The 22,480-nt window shown below is 45.0% G+C and carries 22 protein-coding genes and 5 tRNA genes; 10 read left to right on the forward strand and 17 right to left on the reverse strand.

Annotation, left to right across the window (positions count from 1 at the left end; all coding sequences use genetic code 11):
- Position 1 precedes the first annotated feature (1 nt).
- Both J5X96_RS00105 and J5X96_RS00110 read left to right on the forward strand, forming a co-directional pair.
- Complete coding sequence (locus J5X96_RS00105) at positions 2 to 358, forward strand: diacylglycerol kinase (protein WP_209363480.1); 357 nt, start codon at positions 2 to 4, stop codon at positions 356 to 358.
- A gap of 112 nt (positions 359 to 470) precedes the next feature.
- On the forward strand, positions 471 to 1,094 hold the full coding sequence (locus J5X96_RS00110; RefSeq protein WP_209363482.1) for an HAD family phosphatase: 624 nt from the start codon (positions 471 to 473) through the stop codon (positions 1,092 to 1,094).
- A 133-nt stretch (positions 1,095 to 1,227) separates the two neighbouring features.
- Here the strand turns inward: J5X96_RS00110 and J5X96_RS00115 are convergent, their stop codons facing one another.
- Positions 1,228 to 1,626: a MerR family transcriptional regulator gene (locus J5X96_RS00115; protein WP_209363484.1), complete on the reverse strand. Its 399-nt coding sequence runs from the start codon at positions 1,624 to 1,626 to the stop codon at positions 1,228 to 1,230.
- Between the two features lie 113 nt (positions 1,627 to 1,739).
- Between J5X96_RS00115 and J5X96_RS00120 the strand changes: the two genes are divergently transcribed.
- On the forward strand, positions 1,740 to 2,384 hold the full coding sequence (locus J5X96_RS00120) for a cation diffusion facilitator family transporter (RefSeq protein WP_209363486.1): 645 nt from the start codon (positions 1,740 to 1,742) through the stop codon (positions 2,382 to 2,384).
- Between the two features lie 335 nt (positions 2,385 to 2,719).
- On the opposite strand, the gene moeB is transcribed toward J5X96_RS00120, so the two are convergent.
- The 7 genes from moeB to J5X96_RS00155 form a co-directional block, all read right to left on the reverse strand.
- Positions 2,720 to 3,451: a molybdopterin-synthase adenylyltransferase MoeB gene (gene moeB, locus J5X96_RS00125; protein ID WP_209363488.1), complete on the reverse strand. Its 732-nt coding sequence runs from the start codon at positions 3,449 to 3,451 to the stop codon at positions 2,720 to 2,722.
- A 15-nt stretch (positions 3,452 to 3,466) separates the two neighbouring features.
- Entirely contained in the window at positions 3,467 to 4,681 is a 1,215-nt protein-coding gene (gene moeA, locus J5X96_RS00130; RefSeq protein ID WP_209363490.1) for a molybdopterin molybdotransferase MoeA, read from the reverse strand.
- A 123-nt stretch (positions 4,682 to 4,804) separates the two neighbouring features.
- On the reverse strand, positions 4,805 to 6,178 hold the full coding sequence (argH, locus tag J5X96_RS00135) for an argininosuccinate lyase (RefSeq protein ID WP_209364706.1): 1,374 nt from the start codon (positions 6,176 to 6,178) through the stop codon (positions 4,805 to 4,807).
- A 240-nt stretch (positions 6,179 to 6,418) separates the two neighbouring features.
- Positions 6,419 to 6,494, reverse strand: a tRNA-Val gene (locus J5X96_RS00140).
- Between the two features lie 27 nt (positions 6,495 to 6,521).
- Positions 6,522 to 6,597, reverse strand: a tRNA-Val gene (locus tag J5X96_RS00145).
- A gap of 36 nt (positions 6,598 to 6,633) precedes the next feature.
- A tRNA-Val gene (locus J5X96_RS00150) sits at positions 6,634 to 6,709 on the reverse strand.
- Between the two features lie 36 nt (positions 6,710 to 6,745).
- Positions 6,746 to 6,821, reverse strand: a tRNA-Val gene (locus J5X96_RS00155).
- A 171-nt stretch (positions 6,822 to 6,992) separates the two neighbouring features.
- Between J5X96_RS00155 and gltX the strand changes: the two genes are divergently transcribed.
- Both gltX and J5X96_RS00165 read left to right on the forward strand, forming a co-directional pair.
- Positions 6,993 to 8,438: a glutamate--tRNA ligase gene (gene gltX, locus J5X96_RS00160; RefSeq protein WP_209363492.1), complete on the forward strand. Its 1,446-nt coding sequence runs from the start codon at positions 6,993 to 6,995 to the stop codon at positions 8,436 to 8,438.
- A 78-nt stretch (positions 8,439 to 8,516) separates the two neighbouring features.
- Positions 8,517 to 8,592 (forward strand) — tRNA-Ala (locus J5X96_RS00165).
- A 451-nt stretch (positions 8,593 to 9,043) separates the two neighbouring features.
- Here J5X96_RS00165 and J5X96_RS00170 read toward each other — a convergent pair.
- From J5X96_RS00170 to J5X96_RS00195, 6 genes are read right to left on the reverse strand one after another with little or no spacing between them, the layout of a single operon-like run.
- On the reverse strand, positions 9,044 to 9,679 hold the full coding sequence (locus tag J5X96_RS00170; protein WP_021616331.1) for a NapC/NirT family cytochrome c: 636 nt from the start codon (positions 9,677 to 9,679) through the stop codon (positions 9,044 to 9,046).
- 9 nt (positions 9,680 to 9,688) lie between these two features.
- The gene (locus tag J5X96_RS00175) at positions 9,689 to 10,138 is read right to left on the reverse strand and encodes a nitrate reductase cytochrome c-type subunit (RefSeq protein ID WP_209363494.1); all 450 of its coding nucleotides are present in this window, start codon (positions 10,136 to 10,138) and stop codon (positions 9,689 to 9,691) included.
- Positions 10,139 to 10,177: 39 nt separating this feature from the next.
- Positions 10,178 to 11,059, reverse strand: coding sequence for a quinol dehydrogenase ferredoxin subunit NapH (gene napH, locus J5X96_RS00180; protein WP_021616333.1), 882 nt, complete (start codon positions 11,057 to 11,059; stop codon positions 10,178 to 10,180).
- Complete coding sequence (gene napG, locus J5X96_RS00185; RefSeq protein ID WP_209363496.1) at positions 11,059 to 11,892, reverse strand: ferredoxin-type protein NapG; 834 nt, start codon at positions 11,890 to 11,892, stop codon at positions 11,059 to 11,061. The genes napH and napG overlap by 1 nt, the downstream gene beginning before the upstream one ends.
- A 46-nt stretch (positions 11,893 to 11,938) precedes the next feature.
- On the reverse strand, positions 11,939 to 14,419 hold the full coding sequence (gene napA / locus J5X96_RS00190; RefSeq protein ID WP_209363498.1) for a nitrate reductase catalytic subunit NapA: 2,481 nt from the start codon (positions 14,417 to 14,419) through the stop codon (positions 11,939 to 11,941).
- Between the two features lie 31 nt (positions 14,420 to 14,450).
- Positions 14,451 to 14,735 carry a chaperone NapD gene (locus J5X96_RS00195; protein ID WP_209363500.1) on the reverse strand — a complete coding sequence of 95 codons (285 nt, stop codon included), beginning with the start codon at positions 14,733 to 14,735 and terminating at the stop codon, positions 14,451 to 14,453.
- A 266-nt stretch (positions 14,736 to 15,001) separates the two neighbouring features.
- Here J5X96_RS00195 and J5X96_RS00200 point away from each other — a divergent pair, with 266 nt between their 5' ends.
- Positions 15,002 to 15,925 (forward strand): alpha/beta fold hydrolase, encoded by a 924-nt coding sequence (locus J5X96_RS00200; protein ID WP_245193464.1) that lies wholly within the window; start codon positions 15,002 to 15,004, stop codon positions 15,923 to 15,925.
- Here J5X96_RS00200 and crcB read toward each other — a convergent pair.
- A complete protein-coding gene (gene crcB / locus J5X96_RS00205) occupies positions 15,903 to 16,289 on the reverse strand; it encodes a fluoride efflux transporter CrcB (protein WP_209363504.1) in 387 nt (128 codons plus the stop codon). The two genes, J5X96_RS00200 and crcB, sit on opposite strands and share 23 nt — an antisense overlap.
- Positions 16,289 to 17,107 (reverse strand): Cof-type HAD-IIB family hydrolase, encoded by an 819-nt coding sequence (locus J5X96_RS00210; RefSeq protein ID WP_209363506.1) that lies wholly within the window; start codon positions 17,105 to 17,107, stop codon positions 16,289 to 16,291. Before J5X96_RS00210 ends, crcB begins: the two co-directional genes overlap by 1 nt.
- A 153-nt stretch (positions 17,108 to 17,260) precedes the next feature.
- On the opposite strand from J5X96_RS00210, the gene ilvG reads away from it, so the two are divergent.
- The 3 genes from ilvG (at position 17,261) to ilvD (ending at position 21,247) form a co-directional block, all read left to right on the forward strand.
- Positions 17,261 to 18,913 carry an acetolactate synthase 2 catalytic subunit gene (gene ilvG, locus J5X96_RS00215; RefSeq protein ID WP_209363508.1) on the forward strand — a complete coding sequence of 551 codons (1,653 nt, stop codon included), beginning with the start codon at positions 17,261 to 17,263 and terminating at the stop codon, positions 18,911 to 18,913.
- A 4-nt stretch (positions 18,914 to 18,917) separates the two neighbouring features.
- The gene (gene ilvM / locus J5X96_RS00220; RefSeq protein ID WP_209363510.1) at positions 18,918 to 19,133 is read left to right on the forward strand and encodes an acetolactate synthase 2 small subunit; all 216 of its coding nucleotides are present in this window, start codon (positions 18,918 to 18,920) and stop codon (positions 19,131 to 19,133) included.
- A 275-nt stretch (positions 19,134 to 19,408) separates the two neighbouring features.
- Positions 19,409 to 21,247: a dihydroxy-acid dehydratase gene (gene ilvD, locus J5X96_RS00225; RefSeq protein WP_209363511.1), complete on the forward strand. Its 1,839-nt coding sequence runs from the start codon at positions 19,409 to 19,411 to the stop codon at positions 21,245 to 21,247.
- 101 nt (positions 21,248 to 21,348) lie between these two features.
- Here ilvD and J5X96_RS00230 read toward each other — a convergent pair whose 3' ends face one another.
- Positions 21,349 to 21,738, reverse strand: coding sequence for a PRD domain-containing protein (locus J5X96_RS00230; RefSeq protein WP_209363513.1), 390 nt, complete (start codon positions 21,736 to 21,738; stop codon positions 21,349 to 21,351).
- Between the two features lie 122 nt (positions 21,739 to 21,860).
- Here J5X96_RS00230 and J5X96_RS00235 point away from each other — a divergent pair, with 122 nt between their 5' ends.
- A complete protein-coding gene (locus J5X96_RS00235) occupies positions 21,861 to 22,466 on the forward strand; it encodes a beta-phosphoglucomutase family hydrolase (RefSeq protein WP_209363515.1) in 606 nt (201 codons plus the stop codon).
- Positions 22,467 to 22,480 lie beyond the last annotated feature (14 nt).

A 22,480-nucleotide genomic window follows, 5' to 3' on the forward strand; every position in this document is an offset into this window, starting at 1 on the left:
AATGGACAAAACGACGGGGCTAACCCACTTAATCAAATCCACTCAATATTCCATGCAAGGCTTAAAAAGTGCGGTCAAATATGAAACGGCTTTTCGCCACGAGCTTTTTTGCTGCCTTTTCATGATTCCACTTGCCCTATGGCTTGGTGATGATGCAGTTGAAAAAGCCCTGATGATTGGCAGCGTATTGTTAGTCTTAGTGGTAGAACTGCTCAATAGCGCTATCGAAGCCGTAGTGGATCGCATTGGCACAGAACGTCACGAACTTTCCGGTCGTGCCAAAGATCAAGGCTCTGCCGCCGTGTTTGTTGCACTGATTATTGTCGCGATAACTTGGGCGTTCATGTTGTTTAATTAGAAACGTTGTAAAAAAACAACCACATTTTTGCAATATTGATGGCGCGCGTTTCCCAACGCGTGCCTTGTTCTATATTAGGCTATAAAGTCTAAGTGCTCAAAAGGAGACAAACATGAACGATACACAACATATCGACACTATCGTCTTTGACTTAAGCGGTGTGCTGATAGATTGGAACCCACGTCATTTATACCGCAAAATTTTCAACGACGAAGTGGAAATGGAACGATTTTTAACGGAGGTATGTAATAGCGAATGGAACGAACGACAAGATGCAGGGCGACCTTGGACAGAAGGCATTGCCGAGGCCATCAAACAACATCCACACTATGAAGCCGAAATTCGAGCCTATCATGAACGCTGGTCGGAAACCCTAAATGGCGCTATCGACGACACCGTCGTACTGTTGGAAGCACTCAATCGTAGTGGCATTCGCTTACTGGCACTGACTAACTGGTCTAATGAAACCTTCCATTTCGCCGAAGAACAATTTCCTTTCTTAACCCAATTTGAAGGCATTTTAGTGTCAGGTTATGAACGCCTAGCCAAACCTGATCCGCGTATTTTCAACCTGCTTATTGAACGCTATCACCTCACACCTCAGCGCACCATCTTCATTGACGACAGCCTACGCAATGTAGAAGGTGCCCGTAACGTCGGCTTACACGCCTTACAATTTACCGACGCGCAAAAGCTGAAACAGGATTTAATAGCGTTGGGCATAAAATTCGACTAAAAACACGTTAAAAAACGACCGCACTTTACACGACACCAAACAAGAAGGTTGATATGTCAAAGGAACAACAGGACTGTCGCGTGCAACTCGTTACACGAAATAAAATCGTGAACACATTTTGTTAGGAGACACCTTAAACCGTCTCCTTTATTTTTTCTTGAAGCCCGGCTATAGCCTTGCATTCATCCTCGCTATGTTTACCCTTAATCACGATGGATTGTAAAAATACTTTAATCTCTTGTAATTGAGAAATTTTTTCTTCTACTAACGCCAGTTGCTTAAGCACCAATTTGTCAGCGTCATAATGATTAGCAGTGTGAAATTTGAGTGCATTGAGTTGTTTAATATCTTCTAAAGAAAAACCTAGCGTACGGCAGTTTTTAATAAAAATAAGCTGAGTTATGCTTTCTTCGTCATACGATCGATAACCGTTAGCCTGTCGTTTTGGTTCCGGTAAGATACCTTGTTTTTCATAGTAACGAATGGTTTCTAAGTGAATCCCGGTACGTTTACTCAGCTCATTGACTTTCATTTCTTCCTCCCCAAAAATTTTTACCATTCTAACAAAAAATACTTGACCCCGTAGTCCCTACGGACTTTAAGCTGTGTATATCAGATAAACAAATTAAATAAGCGAGGAAAACGATGTCACATCAGCACAAACATGGAACGTATTCACACTCCCATGCGCCAACAAATAAAAAGATTTTAAGCACCAGTTTGGCAATTATCGGTAGCTATATGATCATCGAGTTTTTAGGTGGCTATTATTTTAATAGCCTCGCCTTAATAGCTGACGCCGGGCATATGGCAAATGACAGCCTATCGTTGCTCCTCGCCCTCATTGCTTTGTTTTTAAATGCACAAAACCAAAAAAGGTTCGCGCTGTTAAATGGCACTTCTCTGATTGTGGTGGCAGTATGGATTTTGGTGGAAGCGACAGAACGTTGGCAATACCCAACGACAATGTTGGCGTTGCCTATGCTAGGCGTTGCCATCACTGGACTCTTGGTAAACATTTTCGTAGCTTGGCTAATGATGAAAGGCGATCATGAAAACTTAAACATCAAAGCCGCCTATTTACACGTATTAGCTGACCTGTTTGGCTCTCTGGCGGCAATTATCGCCGGATTAAGCGCATGGTTACTAAACTGGCAATGGGTTGACCTTATCGCCAGCAGTATTTTGAGCCTACTCGTATTACGCAGTGGCATTAACGTTGTTCGTCAAGCAGTAAAGGCATTACAAAATGATGAGGCTAAGTGTGCTGTAACACCACACGAGCATTAAAAAACGAAATAAAAACGACCGCACTTTAATCTGCACCAGCGTGTGCAACCCATTGCCAAATTAGAATAACGACCAGCGGGGACTGTCGCGTGCAACTTGTTACACGAAATAAATAAGGCGTCGTGCGTGGTGCAGTCTGTAGCGTGCAACTTGTTGCACGAAATGAATAATGCGCCATACGTGGTGTAGTCTGTCGCGTGCAACTCGTTACACGAAATAAATAAGGCGTCGTACGTGATTCGGTCGTGCATCGAGATGCACGCTACGTTGAATTTAGAATCCTACGCGGAGAGGAAATTGTTCGTGCCTCAAAATGCACGAACTCATTGATAACGTTACCGTATATTGCTATTCGGTAATTTAACTTCTCTTACCGACATGGTCATTCCATCAATCAACAATAACCTGCCACACAAATTCGTGCCGATTTTTAACCGCACTTTGATGGCTTCTAAGGCTTGAATAGAACCAACCAAACCGACAATCGGTGCCAACACACCGGCTTCTACACAGCTTAACGCGTTGTCACCGAATAAGCGGCTGAGGGTGTGATAGGTTGGCGTGTTGTCTTCATAAGTGAAAACGGAAACCTGTCCTTCCATACGAATTGCCGCACCGGAAATGAGTGGGATTTTATGGGCGGCACAAGCTAAATCTAATTGATTGCGTGTCGTGATGTTGTCAGTGCAATCCAATACCACATCAAATTTTCCAACCAAGTCGTGAAGTTGCTGTTCATCCAATAATTGATGGATAGTGTCCACCTGAATGTGCGGGTTCAGACGTTGCAAGGAAAGTTTCGCCGATTCCACTTTCGGCATCCCAAGGCGACTGTCATCATGTAAGACTTGGCGCTGTAAATTAGATAAATCCACGGTGTCGAAATCCAGTAAGGTTAAATGTCCCACACCGGCAACGGCTAAATATTGCCCGGCGGCACAACCTAATCCGCCAAGACCGACAATTAGCATTTTGCTACTTTTTAACGTTTCTTGTCCGTCAAAATCAATGTCTTTCAACACGATTTGGCGGTTGTAGCGCAATTCTTCTTGATGAGTTAATTCCATAACAAACTCAATATATTAGCGTAATAAATCGTTGAAAGGCTCGATGGTGACGGTTTCGCCCGTGGCAACGTTGCCACGCTCTTGTTCCAGCACGATAAAACAGTTGCTTTTCACAAAGGAACTAAACAAATGCGAGCCTTGGAAGCCTACCGGTTGTACTTCAATTTGACCTTGTGCATTGAGTTGATAGAAACCTCGTTGGAAATCCAAGCGTCCCGGTGCTTTTTTTAGATTAGTTGCTGCAATCGCCGGTAAACGCATCGGCGCTTTCCATTGGCTATAACCGCTCAACTTGGCAATTGCCGGTTGCACTAGTTGATAGAAGGTGACTAATGCTGACACCGGGTTGCCCGGCAAACCACAGAACCACGCTTTTTCTAATTTTCCGAAGGCAAACGGTTTGCCCGGTTTAATGGCGATTTTCCAGAAGTTGATTTTGCCGACTTTTTCTAAAATATGTTTGGTGAAATCCGCTTCGCCCACAGACACACCGCCACTGGTGATGACCAAATCCGCTTGTTGTTGGGCGTCTAAAAAGGCTTTTTCAAATTGCGCCTCGTTGTCCGGTAAAATGCCGAAATCCAACACCTCACAATTGAGTTTTTCTAACAACAGTTTTACGGTAAAGCGGTTTGTGTCATAAATTTGACCGGCTTGTAACGCTTGGCCGACTGGCACCAGTTCATCACCGGTAGAAAGCACCGCTACTTTTAAACGTGGAAACACAGCCACGTTTTCGATGCCGAGAGAGGCGAGTAAGGGTAAGGAAACGGAATTGAGTAATGCCCCTTGTTTTAACACCACATCGCCCAGTTTCACATCTTCCCCAATACGGCGAATGTTTTGACCCAATTTAGGCAGACTGGTAAACGTTACCGTGCCGTCATCGTTCACTTGAACCTCTTCTTGCATTACCACCGCGTCAGCGCCTTGCGGAATCATCGCACCGGTCATGATTCTGACCGCACTTTGTGCCGTCCATTCTCCTTCAAAAGGCGCACCGGCAAAGGATTTTCCGGCAACGGATAGCGTCATGGATTGTTGTAAATCCGCCAACCGTACTGCGTAACCGTCCATCGCAGAGTTATCAAACGAAGGCACATTAATCGGCGAAATGACATTTTCAGCACAAATTCGTTGACTGGCTTGATGTATCGGCAACGTTTCCGTGTCAGTCGGAGAAGGAAGTTGATTTAACATTTGTTCAAGTGCTTGAGATAGTGGCAACATACGGAATCCTTGTAAGAATAAAAAAGTGCGGTCATTATACGCTAATCTTAGGCTATTGACCTAGGCGATCTCATGAGCCATAAATTTTGCGAAAAAACACCGCACTTTTGAAAGTGAATAGCTTTATGCCAATCTTGCTTTAGCCTCGGCAATGGCTTCTGCGATACGCAACGGTGATACTCCACCCTTGGCGGCGCGTTTATCTAAGCAAGATTGTAAAGAAAGAATGTCGTACACATCGTCTGACACTTTTTCACAAAATTGACGAAATTCAGGAATCGTCAGGTCTTCTAAAGCTTTGTGTTGCTTGATGGCATAGACCACGGTTTCGCCCACAATGTGATGGGAATCACGGAACGGTACGCCTTTGGCAACCAAATAATCGGCCAGTTCGGTGGCGTTCGAATAGCCTTTCAGGGCAGATTCACGGGTGCGTTCCACGTTCACTTTGATGTCGTCTAACACCAATGACGCCATGTCTAAACAATCTTGCCAAGTGTCCAATGCATCGAAAATGCCTTCTTTGTCTTCCTGCATGTCTTTGTTATAGGCTAATGGTAAGCCTTTTAAGGTCATTAACATGCCATTTAATGCACCGATGACACGTCCTGCTTTGCCGCGAATCAATTCGCAAGCATCAGGGTTTTTCTTCTGTGGCATGAGGGAGGAGCCCGATGTCACGCGATCGGAGAGTTCCACAAAGTTAGATTCGCCACTGTTGAAAATAATCATATCTTCGGCAAAACGGGATAAATGCACCATGCTCAGCGAGGCGGCTGAAAGTAGTTCAACAATATGATCGCGGTCAGATACGCTGTCCAAACTGTTACGGGTAGCAAAGGCGAAATCGAGATCTTTGGCGAGCTGTTCGCGATCGATAGGATACGCCGTACCGGCAAGGGCGCCACTGCCTAGCGGGCAGCTGTTCATGCGGCGGTAAGCATCGGCTAAACGGGAATAATCGCGATCCAACATTTCAACATAGGCCATGCACCAATGTGCAAAGGTAATCGGTTGGGCGCGTTGCAGGTGCGTGTAGCCCGGCATCACGGCATCTTGGTTATTTTCTGCGGTAAGCACCAATTTGCGTTGTAACTCGCGAAGGGAATGTTGCAATTCGGCCACCCGTTCTTTACACCACATTTTGATGTCGAGCGCCACTTGGTCGTTACGACTGCGACCGGTGTGCAGTTTTTTGCCTAAATTGCCTACTTTGTCGATCAGTTTACTTTCCACCCAACTGTGAATGTCTTCCGCATCATCTTGCAAAATCGCTTGCGGATTTGACCGCACTTCAATTAATAATTCGTTCAGTGCCTGTTCTAATTGTTGCTGTTCTTGTACGGTTAAAATATTGACGGAAACCAAAGCCTTCGACCAGCCGATGGAGCCCTCAATATCTTGCTCGGCAAGACGATAGTCAAAGCGTAATGAATCGTTAAAATTTTTAAAACGCTTGTCCGCCGCCTGCGTAAAGCGTCCACCCCAAAGTGCCATAGAATCCTCTGATTTGTAATTGGTGAAATTGGTTAAAAAATATAGCACAGAAACAAAAAAGGCGATCAACAAAAAATTGGCTTTTTTTGACCGCACTTTTGGTGTGATTGATTGTTATTTTAATAAATCTTCGTTTTTAGCGTGAATTTGTGAATCCATGTGAAAGCATCATCCTATCACTTTTTACCGTGAAAGAAGAATGTATTAAGCAAAGTAAGGTATATAAAATAAGAAATGAAGTGGTGGGCGATACCGGTCTCGAACCAGTGACCCCCTCCTTGTAAGGGAGGTGCTCTCCCAACTGAGCTAATCGCCCGACGAATCGGTATTTTAAGATTTTAAGTGGTGGGCGATACCGGTCTCGAACCAGTGACCCCCTCCTTGTAAGGGAGGTGCTCTCCCAACTGAGCTAATCGCCCACGTTAGAATCTTAAAATAGGGAAGTATGTAAGAAGTGGTGGGCGATACCGGTCTCGAACCAGTGACCCCCTCCTTGTAAGGGAGGTGCTCTCCCAACTGAGCTAATCGCCCACGTCATTACATTGACAACATTGAAAACCTAAAAAGTGGTGGGCGATACCGGTCTCGAACCAGTGACCCCCTCCTTGTAAGGGAGGTGCTCTCCCAACTGAGCTAATCGCCCTCAATGTTGTGAGCGTGCATTATAATTGCTCAATGATTTCAGTCAACAGATTTTTACCAAAAATCCGTCAGTTGTTTCAAAAATAGGCATAATTCGTGATTTTTCCTTAAGAATCCAAACAACTCGTAGTACAATACCGCACAATTATTTGCACATAAAAAAGGTTATAACATGAAATTAGAAGCATTATTTGATTTGGATCCCAACGTGAAAGTGCGCACCCGTTTTGCGCCAAGCCCAACCGGTTATTTACACGTTGGCGGCGCGCGTACCGCACTTTATTCCTGGTTATACGCCAAACACAATCACGGTGAATTTGTGTTACGTATTGAAGATACCGATTTAGAGCGTTCCACACCGGAAGCTACACAGGCGATTTTAGAAGCAATGGAATGGTTAGATTTGGCTTGGGAGCACGGTCCATACTATCAAACTAAGCGCTTTGACCGTTATAACCAAGTTATCGATCAAATGATTGAACAGGGTTTGGCATACCGTTGTTACTGTACGAAAGAACGTTTGGAAACATTACGTCATACACAAGAACAAAATAAAGAAAAACCACGTTATGACCGCCATTGCTTGCATGAACACTCCGAACATTCTGCCGATGAACCGCATGTAGTGCGTTTTAAAAATCCAACTGAGGGGTCTGTGGTATTTGATGATGCGGTGCGTGGACGCATTGAAATCAGCAACAGCGAATTGGATGACTTAATTATCCGCCGTACCGACGGTTCACCGACCTATAACTTCTGCGTGGTGGTGGATGACTGGGATATGGGCATCACCCACGTTGTGCGTGGTGAAGACCATATTAATAACACCCCGCGTCAAATTAATATTTTAAAAGCTCTAGGAGCACCGATTCCGGTGTATGCGCACGTTTCCATGATTAACGGGGACGATGGTCAAAAACTGTCTAAACGTCACGGCGCAGTGAGCGTGATGCAATATCGTGATGAAGGCTATTTGCCGGAAGCGCTGATTAACTATTTAGTGCGTTTGGGCTGGGGCCACGGTGATCAGGAAATTTTCACCCGCCAAGAAATGATTGATTTATTTGATTTACACTCTGTGAGTAAATCTGCTAGTGCCTTTAACACCGAAAAATTATTGTGGTTAAACCATCATTACATTCGTGAATTGCCAGCGGACTACGTCGCGAAACATTTAGCATGGCAATATCAGGATTTAGGCATTGACACGTCCAACGGGCCGGCATTAACGGAAATCATCGCTATGCTTGCGGATCGTTGTAAAACGTTACGTGAAATGGCGCTTGCCAGCCGTTATTTCTTTGAAGAGTTTGAAACTTTCGATGAAGCCGCAGTGAAAAAACATTTCAAAGCGGGCGCAGTTGAAGCCCTTGAAAAAGTAAAAGAAAAACTGACCGCACTTTCTACTTGGGATTTGCATTCTACGCACGAAGCCATTGAACAAACCGCTGCCGAATTAGAGGTTGGTATGGGTAAAGTGGGAATGCCTCTGCGCGTCGCTGTGACCGGTGCAGGACAATCGCCGTCTATGGATGTGACCTTAGTCGGAATCGGACGTGAGCGCGTATTAAGCCGAATTCAACGTGCGATTGATTTTATTCACGGGCAAAATGCTTAAGATTTAATCTGATGGCAATGAATTAAAAATTTAATATTGACAGACTAAGTAGCGGAATTTATCATAACCGCCACTTATGGGGATATAGCTCAGTTGGGAGAGCGCTTGAATGGCATTCAAGAGGTCGTCGGTTCGATCCCGATTATCTCCACCAAATTACTAAAGCAAGGTTAATGACCTTGCTTTTTTTGTCTGTGGAATAGCGGCTTGTGCTATTAAGGCAATCTCAACCCACCACTCTCTCCAAAGAGACATACGATAGACAAAGAAAGCACAGTGTTCTTTGGAAATATTTTTCCAATCAACGTATTGTGCGTTATTCATTTCGAATGTAGCGTGCAACTTGTTGCACGACCGAACCACACAAGGAACGTTATTTAACCCTTTTCCGGCATTTCCGATTTCGTGCAACAAGTTGCACGCTACGATGCACGACCGAATCACGCATGGAACGTTATTTAATTCTTTCGGGTATTTACGATTTCGTGTAACAGGTTGCATGCGATGAGGTAAATTAATTTACGTGGGATCAAAATAGGCACCTTCAAGGTGCCTATTTGTTTTTAAAGTGCGGTAAGAAAACGTAATGTTTTCAGTTAACCGATTTATTTTTTGTCTTTTGACGCTTCCGGTTTGGCCTCTGCGCCTTGTAACCAGCCCGGTGCCACTTTGCTCATATCCGGTAAGTTATGTGCGATACCTTTATGGCAATCAATACAGGTTTTGCCATTTTCTTGAGCAAATTTATGCATTTTTTGTGCCACGGTTTTTTGTTGGGAGAAGTCCATACGATCCATTTTGTGGCAGTTGCGACATTCTTGTGAATCGTTGCCTTTCATCCGTGCCCATTCATTTTCTGCCATGTGCGGACGACGGGCATTAAATTTCTCAAGGGTATCGGTTAAGCCCATGTAATGGGCATACACTTCTTTTGCTGCCACCACTTTTCGCCACATTTTCGGACCAAATTCATGCGGAACGTGGCAGTCCGGACAGCTTGCGCCCACACCGGTACGGGTTTGATAGTGTACACTGTGCAAATATTCCGGATAGGCATCATTGGTGTGGCAACTTGCGCAGAATTCTTCCGTGTTTGTTTGTGCTAAACCATAGTTGAATCCTACCCAAGATAGAATACCGCCGATAAATGACAATACAATGATAGTTCCTACTGCGATACGGCTAGGCGATCTAAACCAGTGCCAGAATCTCTTGAGGATGTTGCTTTTTTTGTCTGACATAGTCACCTCTTATTGTCCGTAACCTTTCATTGGTTTGAATTCGTTTGGCACGATTGGCTCAACATCCGATTGAGATACGTGACATTGCAAACAGAAATAACGACGTGGAGATGCGCTAGCGCCAATGTTACCCTCGCGATCGGCGAAGTGCGTTGGGCTGATGCGTGTTGCACCGGTAACGCGAGACGCTTCAACGCTGTGGCAGTTTAAACATTGGTTAACATTTTTTGTGATTTGGTAGTTTTTTACACTATGCGGTACCATCGGTGGTTGGTTGACATAGTTTAATGCCGGCAATTCGCTTTGTTTTGGTGCATCGTGGAATGCCGGTTTGACACTCTCCGGTGAATTATTGAAAAAGTCGCCAGCACCTGTGTTGGCTTGGTCTGCCATGACGGATGTTGCAAACAATGCCGTCAATACAGCACTACCAAAAGTAAAGAGGTTTTTTCTAGTCATTTTTAATCACTCCCCCGAATGATGGAAATTTTTTTATTTTTATTGGTTTAATGTGACGACAGGAATGTCGTTATTAAACCTATGGCTAAAGGTAAATACTTTTTCAGGACAAACGTCAATACAACGTCCGCAACTGATACAATCTTGTGAAAGCACAAGGAGGCTTTCGCTATTTTTTCCGTGTAATGGTGAGCGTAACACTTGCGGTTCCGGGCAAACGTTGTAGCAGTCCATGCAATTATCACATCTTGCGCGGTCAATGACTTTGACCCGAAGCAAGCTTTTTGCACCGATAACACCATAAGTTGCCCCTATTGGGCAGAGGTGTCCACACCATCCGTGTTCAACAATGAACAAATCAAAGAAGAAGACAACGAGGATTAACCACACTGTTGCGCCAAAGCCATAAATTAAGGCTCTTCCTAAGGCGGCAACGGGGTTGACCCATTCCCATAATAATAAGCCACTGACGGCACTACCGGCTAAAATCATCACTAAGATGGCGTAGCGTAAACTGCGTGGAATTTTTGCCGTTTGGCGAATGCCTAACTTACGGCGAATCCAAGCCGCACAATCGGTGACGACATTTAGCGGACAAACCCAACCGCAGAATACTTTGCTGCCCAATAACGCATAGGTGATAAAAATAATTAATGCGCCACTGAGTGTGAGAATTCCCGGTAAGTGACCGCTGGCAAGACTTTCTAAGGTAATCAACGGATCGCTTAATGGAATTACATCAAATAACAAGCTTCCACTATAATTGCCTTTTAAAATCCAAACGCCGAAGTAAGGTCCACTTAAAAACATCAACAAAATGCTTAATTGGGTTAGACGTCGCCAAAATAAGAAACGATTGGCGTGCCACCACCCTAGCTTTTCTCTGGCTTCTCGTCCGGCAAATTTTGGTGCATTAGCCATTACTTACCTCCTAATACCGGTGCCAAAATAGGTTCCGGAATCTCTTCTACACCTGCTGCAGGAATGGCTCCCGCCGGTGGAGCGACGCCGTCCGGTAATCGGGTCGGCATGGAAATCAAATCATTTGGCGCAAGTGAATGCCCAGCTTTGGATTTTTCTTCCCAACCTAATCGGTAATGTTTGCCTAGCATACCTTTCGCTAAGGACATTGGAAGCACTTTGATCGCGGCTTCTTCCAATACGCAAGCCTCTTCACATTTACCACAACCGGTACAAGCATCTGAATGTACGGTCGGAATAAACATGGCGTGTTTTCCGGTACGCTCATTACGATGACTTTCTAACGTAATGGCTTTGTCGATTAACGGACAAACCCGATAGCAAACATCGCAACGTAACCCTTGCCAATTCAGGCAAGTTTCATGATCCAACAAGACTGCAAGTCCCATACGGGATTGGTTAATATCCTGTGCATCACGATCTAAAGCACCACTCGGACAGGCATGCGCACAAGGAATATCCGGACACATTTCACAAGGCTTATCTCGCGCAATGAAGTACGGCGTACCGGCTTCCATTGGCGAAAGCAAGGAGGCCAAATGCAACATATCGTATGGACAAGCTTGGACACACTGACCGCAACGAATGCAGGCAGCAGCAAACTTTTCATCATCCTCAATGGCAAATGGTGGGCGTAATGCCACCCCCTCACGGGCTAAGCTTTGTTTTTGTTGTAAACCTAATAAGAGTCCAAGACCCACTAGCCCCCCCGCAGTACGGGTTGCATCTTTGAGAAATTTTCGGCGTTCAGGCGTGACAGTCGGTTTTTTCATTGTCTTAATGACCGCACCGAAGTGCGGTCGTTTTTTTCATTGTTTATTAAGCTTTTTCCACTTTCACCGCACATTTTTTGAAGTCGGTTTCTTTGGAAATCGGATCGGTTGCGTCTAAGGTAAGCTTATTGGCTAACTGACCGGCATCAAAGAAAGTGGTGTAAACCAAGCCTTCCGGCACTTTATTACGGCCACGGGTATCTAAGTAAGAAATCATCTCACCACGACGTGAAGCGATTTTAATCTTGTCGCCATGACGTAATCCGCGTTTTTGTGCATCGTTCGGGTGCATCCAAACTACGTTATTCGGGAAAGCACGGTGCAATTCCGGTACACGACGGGTCATTGTTCCTGTGTGCCAGTGCTCTAACACACGACCGGTACATAACCATAAATCGTATTCTTCATCCGGTGATTCTGCAGGTGGCTCATAAGGCACAGCAAGGATAATCGCTTTTTTATCCGGATAGCCGTAGAACGCCACACCTTCGCCTTCTTTCACATACGGGTCAAAGCCTTCACGGTAACGCCATAAGGTTTCTTTACCGTCAACAACAGGCCAGCGTAAGCCGCGTGCTTTGTGGTACATATCAAACGGTGCCAAGTCATGACCATGACCACGACCAAATGACGCGTATTCTTCAAATAAGCCTTTATGTAAATAGAAGCCGAAGTGGTAAGACTCATCATTTAATTGGCCTTCTGCAAGATCGCTTAATGGGAATTTATCCACTTGACCATTGCGGTATAACACTTCATATAAGGTTTTGCCTTTATATTCCGGATTTTTCTCTAAAATTTCTGCCGGCCACATTTCATCGGTGGTGAAATATTTAGAGAACTCCACTAATTGCCATACGTCAGACTTCGCTTCACCCGGTGCTTTCACTTGTTGACGCCAGAATTGAGTACGACGTTCCGCGTTACCATAAGCCCCTTCTTTTTCTACCCACATGGCAGTTGGAAGCATTAAGTCAGCCGCTAAACAAGAAACGGTTGGGTATGGGTCGGACACCACGATAAAGTTGTCCGGATTACGCCAGCCAGGGAAGGTTTCTTCGTTAATATTCGGACCGCCTTGCATATTGTTGGTACACATTTGCCATAACACACGCATTTTGCCGTCTTTTAATGCACGGCTTTGCGCAACGGCATGGAAACCTAACACGTCTGTAATTAATCCTGCAGGCAATTTCCAAATTTTTTCTGCAATTTCACGGTGTTTTGGATTGGTCACCACTAAGTCTGCCGGTAAACGGTGGATAAAGGTACCTACCTCACGCGCTGTACCACAGGCGGACGGTTGACCGGTTAAAGAGAACGGACCGCAACCCGGAATAGAAATTTTACCGGTTAAGAGGTGAATGTTATAGATTAAGTGGTTTGCCCACACAGCGCGTGTATGTTGGTTAAGGCCCATGGTCCAATAAGACACCACTTTACGTTTTGGATCCGCATACAATTTCGCAAGCTCTTCCAATACATCTTTTGGCACACCTGACATTTCGTGAGCTTTATCTAAGGTGTATTCAGAAACTAAAGCTTTTAATTCTTCGAAGTTACTGTCATACATCTTACCGCTGTTTGGATGTTTAGCGGCTTTTTGTAATGGGTGATTATCACGTAAACCATAACCGATATCGGTTTCACCACGTTTAAATTTGGTGTGTTTATTAACGAAATCCCAGTTAATGGCATCGTTTTGAATTAAGTAATTGATAATGTAGTTTAAAATAACCAAGTCCGTTTGCGGTTTGAAGATTAAACCATAATCGGCTAATTCGAAACTACGGTGTTCATAGGTGGAAAGTACCGCCACTTTAACATCCGGATTGGATAAGCGACGGTCAGTAATACGGGACCATAAGATCGGGTGCATTTCCGCCATGTTGGAACCCCAAAGCACAAAAGCTTCGGCATTTTCGATGTCGTTATAACAACCCATCGGTTCATCCATACCGAAAGTACGCATGAATGCAACCGCCGCAGATGCCATACAGTGACGGGCATTTGGGTCGATGTTGTTAGAGCGGAAACCGGCTTTCCAAAGTTTGGATTTTGCGTAGCCTTCAAAAATGGTGGTTTGACCGGAACTAAACATCCCAACACCATTAGGGCCAAGCTCTTTAATCGCAGCTTTGAATTTTTCTGCCATGGTTTTAAAGGCGACATCCCAGCTAACCGGTGTGAAATCACCGTTTTTATCGTATTTGCCGTCTTTCATACGTAACATTGGCTGGGTTAGACGGTCTTTACCGTACATGATTTTCGGTAAGAAATAGCCTTTGATACAGTTTAAACCACGGTTTACTTCTGCATCCGGGTCACCTTGGGACGCCACAACGCGACCGTCTTTTGTTCCCACCAATACAGCACAACCGGTACCACAGAAACGACATACCGCTTTATCCCATTTGATTTCGGTTTCAGCGGCTTCTACATTTTTCACCGGAATTGCAAGTCCGGCTGCGGTTGCTGCAGCCATAGCAGCATTCGCTTTCATAAAGTCTCTACGACTTAAATTCATAGTGTTTTCCCCCCACTATATGATTTTTGAGTTATTCAGGCTGCTCATCTTGTTGATGATAAATCAGCGAGACGGTAATAACACCGTCAATATCTTTCACAGATTCCATGTTGTTAAGCAAAATATGCTGATCGTGAGATTGCATTACCGCAACAATCTTGCCGATTTTTTCATCAAAAGTTGGCACTTCTGTGTGTGGAATGGCTAAAAGTGCGGTACGAATTGCCGGTATTTTTTTGGGATTTCCTTGCACCACCAAACCAACAACGTGCCAGTCTTTCGCTTCTTCCATTGATAAGATTTCAGTTTTATTCATTGTTCAGATAATCTATTTTATTGTCATCTTTGACATAAGGTCCGATGAGCCATTTTGAATGTTGCATAATAATTACTTGCCCCACCAGAATCATCACCATAAAGAGGTATTTTCCCTGAATTTTATGATTAACTTGTTCTAGATCAACCTGCGTTCCGATTCTTCGTCACCTTAAGGCAATCCCTTTCTGTTGGAGGCCATGTTCTCATGGAGCGGCGCATGATAAAATGCTGTGCTCTGACCATTATACTACGAATTTGCATACAATGATGTCCTTTCAATTTTCTCAATTCGCCGCACAATATCCCTTGCAATATCTTCATGGAAAAAACGGCTGTCGGCTGGCATATCGTCATTTTATTCATCATCCGACAGCACGTGAGTTGGTGATCATGGTCAATGGTCGGGCGGAAAATATGTTGAAATGGACGGAATTGGCTTACGATGTTTATCAACAAGGCTATGATGTACTGATTTTTGATCATCGCGGACAAGGTTATTCCCAGCGTTTACTGAACGATGGCGAAAAAGGCCATTTGGATGAATTTCGTTTTTATGTCGAGGACATGGCAGAAATTATTGAAAATCTGACCGCACTTTATCCCTATCCTAATCAATATATTTTGGCGCATTCGCTCGGTGCGTTAGTGGCGACCTATTATTTGGCAAATTGTGATCATCACATTCAACGTGCCGTGTTCTCTGCGCCGTTTTTTGGTATGCCTTTAAAGCACCCTGTGCGTGATGAAATGCTGTTAAGTCTGATGATGTTATTTGGGCAAGGAAAGCGTTATGTGTTTGGTAAAGGGCCTTATAAACCGGTGGATGTGCAGGAAAATTTGTTAAGCCATGACAGCACGCGAATGCAAAGAATGAATAACATTAATTTGGCAAATCCAGCGATTCGTTTGGGTGGACCGACGTTCCGGTGGGCGTATTTGTGTCTGATCGCCATTAAGCATTTGCCGAAAATGTTGCCACGCATTGAAACGCCGGTATTGGTGTTAGAGGCGGAACAAGAACAAATCGTCAATAATAAAACGTTGGAAAAACTCACCGCACTTTTCATGCACGGCAGTCTGAAAAAAATTGCTGGGGCAAAACATGAAATTCTGTTTGAAACCGACGATATTCGTTCACCGGTGTTACAGCAAATTCAGGCATTTTTTACTTCAACACATAACGCATAAGCCACACGCCAAAGAGGGTGAAAAGCAAACTACCAAAGACATGGGCCGCAATTAATCCAATACCGACAGTGAATTTGTCGTTTAAGAGATCCTCCACCACCTCCATCGAAAAGGCAGAAAAGGTGGTCAAGCTGCCAAGAAAGCCGGTGACTAAAAAGAGCTTCCATTCCGAAGAAAGTGATGGGAAAGACCAAAAAACGGCAAACAACACACCAATAATAAAACAACCTAAATAATTGGAGATCAACGTGCCGAAAGAAAAAGCGCTAAACCACGGATTGAGCAACAAGCCCAAGCCCCAACGCAAGCAAGCACCGAGCACGGCACCGCCACTAATCCAGAGTAAAGAAGATAAGAACGGCATTAATCCATCCCGAAAATTGCACGAAGGTAAACCGCAACAGCCTCGTCTGTGTTGCAACCGATGGTTTCCAGCTGCGGACAACGTTGTATCAAACGCGGATCGGCGTTGCCCATCATGCATCCTTTGCCCACTTCCGCCAACATTTCGACGTCATTCATGCCATCACCAAAGGCGATACAATCTTGCAAACCGTATTCCCGTTGCTCAATCACCTGTACAAGTGCGGTGGCTTTTGACACATTTTTATTCATCACTTCCAAGCAAATCGGTGTGGAATAAGTCATGCTGATTTTCTCGCCAAAGTTCTGACGAATACGCTGTTCCAATTCCACCAAATCTGCGGGTGTACGGGCGATAAAAAACACTTTCTCGGTATCTCGTCCGTGATGTTGCTTAAAATCCACCACATTGTATAAAAAGCCGGAATCTTTGTGATACTTGTAAAGCTCAGGAATGTCTTTGTTGATAAACCAGCCATCAGCCTGATAGCTGTTGACACAGACGCGGTTGTCGTCAAAGGGCAAATTCATCACTTGATACGCAATTTCTTCCGGCAAGGAATTATTTAGCAATAACTCTCCTTGCAAGTTATGCGCTTGTGCGCCATTTGACGTAATCAACACCGCCTCTTTCACCTTGGTTTTCTTTAAAATACTGGATACATCAAAGTAATTACGCCCTGTGGCAAGGATAATATCGACTTTGTTGTCATACAGATGTTCCAAGGTTTGCGCAGTAAAATCACCGATAACATGATGTTCGTTCAGCAAGGTTCCATCCATGTCCGACACGATGGCGCGATAGGGACGTTTTTGCATAATTTTTCACCTTAAATGAAATAATGGCTAATGGTAGCAAATTTTATATAAAAATATTTGAGGTTTTCTTGAATTTTTTCAGAAAATGTAATAAAAGATTAAACCTTTCACACGAAAAAACCGCTTCCCTAACAATTGAACACAGCTACGAATATGAACGGTGCAAATTTAATCATCGAGTGCTTAAAAGCACATCACGTGGATACCATTTTCGGCTATCCCGGCGGTGCCATCATGCCGACCTATGATGCAATTTATGATTCCGGCTTAGACCATTTACTTTGCCGCAACGAACAAGGTGCTGCCATGGCGGCTATTGGCTATGCGCGTGCCTCAGGCAAAGTTGGCGTATGTATTGCCACTTCCGGCCCCGGCGCAACTAACCTCATCACCGGACTGGGCGATGCCTTAATGGATTCTATTCCGATTGTAGCGATCACAGGTCAAGTAGCTTCGCCACTTATCGGTACTGACGCCTTTCAGGAAGCAGATGTACTTGGCTTATCCCTCGCCTGCACCAAACATAGCTTTATCGTACAGAATATTGACGAATTACCGGAAATTATTGCCAAAGCCTTTGAAATTGCCAAAAGTGGCAGACCGGGCCCCGTCTTGATCGATGTGCCGAAAGACGTCCAAGTTGCGCCAACCACGGCAAAACCTATCGTGAATTCGCCGCCAAAAACGACCGCACTTTGCGACAAGCAACTAACCCAGGCGCTTGAGCTATTAAAACAGGCCAAACGCCCGATGGCTTACATCGGCGGAGGTGTGGGCATGGCAGGCGCCGTGCCGGCATTGCGTTATTTTTTACACACGACTCAAATGCCAAGTATTGTGACGCTAAAAGGCTTAGGCGCAGTCTCGCCTGACGATCCTTATTATCTCGGCATGATCGGTATGCACGGCACCAAAGCCGCCAACTATGCCACCCAAGAAGCCGATTTATTGCTCGTGTTCGGCGCGCGTTTTGATGACCGCGTGACCGGCAAACTCGACACCTTCGCACCACATGCCAAAGTGATTCATGTGGATATCGACGGCGCCGAATTAGGTAAATTACGCCGACCAGATGTAGCATTACGCGGCCATCTAATCGCCACGCTAGAAAACCTCAGCGTGCCGCTTGACATCGCCCCTTGGCAACAAACCGTCGCACAATATAAACAACAATTTGCGTTCAGCTACGGTGAACATGACGGCGAACAACTCATCAACCCGTTATGGTTGCTCAACAGCATTTCACGCAAAAAAACACCGGAAACTATCATCGTCACTGACGTGGGACAACATCAAATGTGGTCGGCACTACATGTGCAACATCACGCACCGGAAAACTTCATCACCTCCGCCGGTTTCGGCACCATGGGTTTCGGCTTGCCTGCCGCCATCGGTGCGAAAAAAGCCCGCCCGGAAGATGAAGTGATTTTAGTCAGCGGTGATGGCTCCATCATGATGAATATTCAAGAGCTCGGCTCCATTGGTCGCGGCAAAGCTCCAATTAAAATCGTGTTATTGGATAACCAACGCCTCGGCATGGTGCGCCAATGGCAATCCCTCTTTTTCAATGCTCGTCACAGCAGCACGATTCTAGACGACAACCCGGATTTCGTAGTGCTTGCCTCAGCGTTCGGCATTAAAGGGGAACGCATTGATTCCGCTCATCAAGTGGATGCCGCGCTAGAACGCTTATTCAACAGCCAAGAGGCTTATTTATTGCATATTTGCATTCATTCTGACGAAAACGTGTGGCCGTTAGTGCCGCCGGGCGCGTGCAACGCAGATATGTTGGAAAGTATGGAGTAATCACATGGAACACCAAATCGACCTCACCGCCCAACACCGCCCCGAAGTGCTGGAACGCATTCTCCGCGTCATCCGCCACCGTGGTTTCACCGTGACTCAAATGGATATGCAACTGATTAACGACAAAGTGCGGTTAAAATTCACCGTAAAATCCAACCGCACTTTGGAGTTGTTGGTGAGTCAGTTGGAGAAATTGCCGGATGTGATTGAGATTAAATAAAACAATATTTTATTGAATAATTTCTCCGTTTTATCTTCTGCCAAATCTCCCCTAACCCCTCTTTGCTAAAGAGGGGAATAAGTTGAGAATTTAAATATCGTCTCATGAATTTAAGATTAAAATATCAATAAAACGAGACATAAATGAGCCAGATAAATTAAACAGCTAAAGAAATCCCCCTCTTTAGTAAAGAGGGGTTAGGGGAGATTTGGCAGTATTAATTAACGAAGAAATTCATATAAACCTTAACGAAAACTTACTCGGAGAACTTATTTATGCCAAAACTACGTTCAGCGACCAGCACACAAGGTCGTAATATGGCAGGCGCACGTGCCTTATGGCGTGCCACAGGAATGAAAGAAAATGACTTCGGCAAACCCATTATTGCGGTGGTGAACTCCTTCACCCAATTCGTGCCGGGGCATGTGCATTTAAAAGACATGGGACAACTGGTCGCGGCAGAAATTGAAAAAGCCGGCGGCGTGGCAAAAGAATTTAACACTATTGCGGTGGATGACGGTATTGCCATGGGACATGGTGGAATGCTTTACTCCTTACCAAGTCGAGACTTAATCGCCGACAGCGTGGAATATATGGTGAACGCCCACTGTGCTGATGCGATGGTGTGTATTTCCAACTGTGACAAAATCACCCCGGGAATGTTAATGGCGGCAATGCGCTTGAACATTCCGACCATCTTCGTATCAGGCGGTCCGATGGAAGCCGGCAAAACCAAGTTATCGGATCAACTGATTCGTTTAGACTTAGTGGATGCAATGATTGAAGCGGCGGATCCTAATGTCAGTGATGAGCGTATTGATGCTATCGAACGTAGCGCCTGCCCGACTTGCGGTTCCTGCTCAGGGATGTTTACTGCCAACTCCATGAACTGTTTAACAGAAGCCTTAGGGTTATCTTTACCGGGCAACGGTTCTATGCTTGCCACCCACGCCGACCGTAAAGACTTGTTCTTAAAAGCCGGTCGCCAAATTGTGGAACTGTGCAAACGTTATTACGAACAGGACGACGAAAGCGTATTACCTCGTTCTATCGGCACCTTTGACGCTTTTGAAAATGCTATGAGCTTAGATATCGCCATGGGCGGTTCCAGTAACACCGTTTTACACTTGCTCGCAGCGGCGCAAGAAGCAGGGGTAGATTTCAAAATGGCAGACATCGACCGCTTATCCCGCGTCGTGCCTTGCTTAAGTAAAATTGCGCCGAACACCAACAAATACCACATGGAAGACGTACACCGCGCAGGCGGCATTATGGGCTTATTGGGCGAATTAGATCGTGCGGGGTTAATTCACAAAAACACTCACACCGTGTTGGGCTTAACCATGGGCGAGCAGCTCAATCAATACGACATTATCCGTAACCAAGACGAAGCATTACACAAATTCTTCCGCGCCGGCCCGGCAGGCATTCGCACCACCCAAGCCTTCTCACAAGATTGTCGTTGGGACAGCGTGGACGATGACCGTGTAAGCGGCTGTATCCGCAACAAAGAAAATGCGATTTCTCAAGAAGGGGGCTTAGCCGTCTTGTTCGGGAACATTGCCGAAGACGGTTGTATCGTCAAAACTGCGGGAGTGGATGAGTCTATCTGGAAATTCACCGGTCGTGCCATCGTGTTTGAAAGCCAAGAAGACGCTGTAGCCGGTATTTTAGGTGGTAAAGTCAAAGAAGGTCACGTTGTGATTATCCGTTACGAAGGTCCAAAAGGCGGCCCGGGTATGCAAGAAATGTTGTATCCAACCAGCTACTTAAAATCCATGGGCTTAGGCAAAAAATGTGCTTTATTAACAGATGGTCGTTTCTCCGGTGGCACATCCGGCTTATCTATCGGTCATGCCTCACCTGAAGCGGCTTCCGGTGGTGCGATTGGTTTAGTACAGGATAACGACATTATCGAAATCGACATTCCGAATCGTGCGATTAACCTCAAGATCAGCGATGAAGAATTAGCCAAACGCCGCGCCGAACAAGATGCCAAAGGCTGGCAACCGGCAAACCGCCAACGTGAAGTATCCTTTGCATTGAAAGTCTTCGGGCATTTCGCGACATCGGCGGATAAAGGCGCCGTGCGGGATAAAAGTCTATTAAAATAAACATTGTAGGGACAGGCTTTATGCCTGTCTTTATTTATATCGAACAGGGACATGATAACGCCATAACGGATAGCCGCATTGCCTAAAGGGCGGTCATTTTCTCAAGCAATTTTGTCCACAAAAGCCAGCACCTGTGGCTGATCCAGCACTAAGGCATACACATTGGCGAGAAAATAGGTTTGTTCTTCTTCGGGAATGGCAAACGGAAGGCATGCCAATATTTTTTGATGAATCTGTAAAACTTGCGGAAAAACCACCGCACTTTGGATTTCTGCTAAAAAATCGGCATACAACGGTGAAACGCAATGCCCACGTTGAATCCGACCCAAAGCACTGGCGAGATGCACTAACATCATTTTAACCTGCTCGGTTTCTACGTCTGCCAACCAATCTTGTTGCAAGTGGCAACGTATGTTCAGTACCGTTTGTACAATATGTTCGTCAATTAATTCTCGGGCTTGAAATGCCTCAAGTCGCTGTCGAAGATCCATGTATTCACTCTCAATGAAATGATCTCAGTATAACGAAATTCGTATGAATTAAACGGTGCATTGATCACAAATTTGTAGGAAAATAGCGCACTCTTCTTATTTAAAATAATTCGGAAAGCGAGATGTTACAGAATAATTTCATTAATGAATATGACGGTTTGATTTTTGATATGGACGGCACAGTTATTGATACGATGCCGAGTCATGCGAAAGCGTGGGAAATGGTTGGACAACATTTTGGTTATCCATTTGATGGCAATTTATTGTATGAAATGGGTGGCGCGCCGGTGAAAGACATTGCGTTAGAAATGATGAAACGTCATGCCATGCCGTTAGATAAATTAGATGATGTAATCGAATTAAAAAGAGAATATGGCAAACACCTGATCATGAAACACGCCACATTGCTTCCTGCAGCGGATGTTGTTCGTCATTTTTATAATAAAAAACCGCTTGCCCTTGGCACAGGCTCTTATCGCCCCATCGCCAAAATTTTATTAGATAAGTTTGATTTTGAGAAATATTTTTCCGCGATTGTTACTGCCGAAGATATTCAACATCACAAACCGGCACCGGATACGTTTTTACGTTGTGCTGAATTGATTCAAGTGAAACCGCAACGCTGTTTAGTGTTTGAAGATGGCGATTTGGGTATTCAGGCTGGATTGAATGCGGGCATGGATGTGTTTGATGTGCGGGTAAATAAATTATTACGTCGCCCGGCGTGATGAAAAGCGTTCCG

It is taken from the genome of Aggregatibacter sp. 2125159857 (assembly GCF_017798005.1).
In the GTDB taxonomy this organism is placed as follows: domain Bacteria; phylum Pseudomonadota; class Gammaproteobacteria; order Enterobacterales; family Pasteurellaceae; genus Aggregatibacter.

Bases quoted from the DNA above. Each gene is read 5' to 3' on its own strand.
- argH (WP_209364706.1), bottom strand. From the start codon at position 6,178: ATGGCACTTTGGGGTGGACGCTTTACGCAGGCGGCGGACAAGCGTTTT.
- J5X96_RS00175 (WP_209363494.1), bottom strand. From the start codon at position 10,138: ATGACTAGAAAAAACCTCTTTACTTTTGGTAGTGCTGTATTGACGGCA.
- J5X96_RS00110 (WP_209363482.1), top strand. From the start codon at position 471: ATGAACGATACACAACATATCGACACTATCGTCTTTGACTTAAGCGGT.
- napA (WP_209363498.1), bottom strand. From the start codon at position 14,419: ATGAATTTAAGTCGTAGAGACTTTATGAAAGCGAATGCTGCTATGGCT.
- napG (WP_209363496.1), bottom strand. From the start codon at position 11,892: ATGAAAAAACCGACTGTCACGCCTGAACGCCGAAAATTTCTCAAAGAT.
- J5X96_RS00210 (WP_209363506.1), bottom strand. From the start codon at position 17,107: ATGCAAAAACGTCCCTATCGCGCCATCGTGTCGGACATGGATGGAACC.
- gltX (WP_209363492.1), top strand. From the start codon at position 6,993: ATGAAATTAGAAGCATTATTTGATTTGGATCCCAACGTGAAAGTGCGC.
- J5X96_RS00115 (WP_209363484.1), bottom strand. From the start codon at position 1,626: ATGAAAGTCAATGAGCTGAGTAAACGTACCGGGATTCACTTAGAAACC.
- J5X96_RS00170 (WP_021616331.1), bottom strand. From the start codon at position 9,679: ATGTCAGACAAAAAAAGCAACATCCTCAAGAGATTCTGGCACTGGTTT.
- J5X96_RS00230 (WP_209363513.1), bottom strand. From the start codon at position 21,738: ATGGATCTTCGACAGCGACTTGAGGCATTTCAAGCCCGAGAATTAATT.
- J5X96_RS00105 (WP_209363480.1), top strand. From the start codon at position 2: ATGGACAAAACGACGGGGCTAACCCACTTAATCAAATCCACTCAATAT.
- J5X96_RS00200 (WP_245193464.1), top strand. From the start codon at position 15,002: ATGATGTCCTTTCAATTTTCTCAATTCGCCGCACAATATCCCTTGCAA.
- crcB (WP_209363504.1), bottom strand. From the start codon at position 16,289: ATGCCGTTCTTATCTTCTTTACTCTGGATTAGTGGCGGTGCCGTGCTC.
- J5X96_RS00195 (WP_209363500.1), bottom strand. From the start codon at position 14,735: ATGAATAAAACTGAAATCTTATCAATGGAAGAAGCGAAAGACTGGCAC.
- ilvM (WP_209363510.1), top strand. From the start codon at position 18,918: ATGGAACACCAAATCGACCTCACCGCCCAACACCGCCCCGAAGTGCTG.
- ilvG (WP_209363508.1), top strand. From the start codon at position 17,261: ATGAACGGTGCAAATTTAATCATCGAGTGCTTAAAAGCACATCACGTG.
- J5X96_RS00120 (WP_209363486.1), top strand. From the start codon at position 1,740: ATGTCACATCAGCACAAACATGGAACGTATTCACACTCCCATGCGCCA.
- ilvD (WP_209363511.1), top strand. From the start codon at position 19,409: ATGCCAAAACTACGTTCAGCGACCAGCACACAAGGTCGTAATATGGCA.
- J5X96_RS00235 (WP_209363515.1), top strand. From the start codon at position 21,861: ATGTTACAGAATAATTTCATTAATGAATATGACGGTTTGATTTTTGAT.
- moeA (WP_209363490.1), bottom strand. From the start codon at position 4,681: ATGTTGCCACTATCTCAAGCACTTGAACAAATGTTAAATCAACTTCCT.
- moeB (WP_209363488.1), bottom strand. From the start codon at position 3,451: ATGGAATTAACTCATCAAGAAGAATTGCGCTACAACCGCCAAATCGTG.
- napH (WP_021616333.1), bottom strand. From the start codon at position 11,059: ATGGCTAATGCACCAAAATTTGCCGGACGAGAAGCCAGAGAAAAGCTA.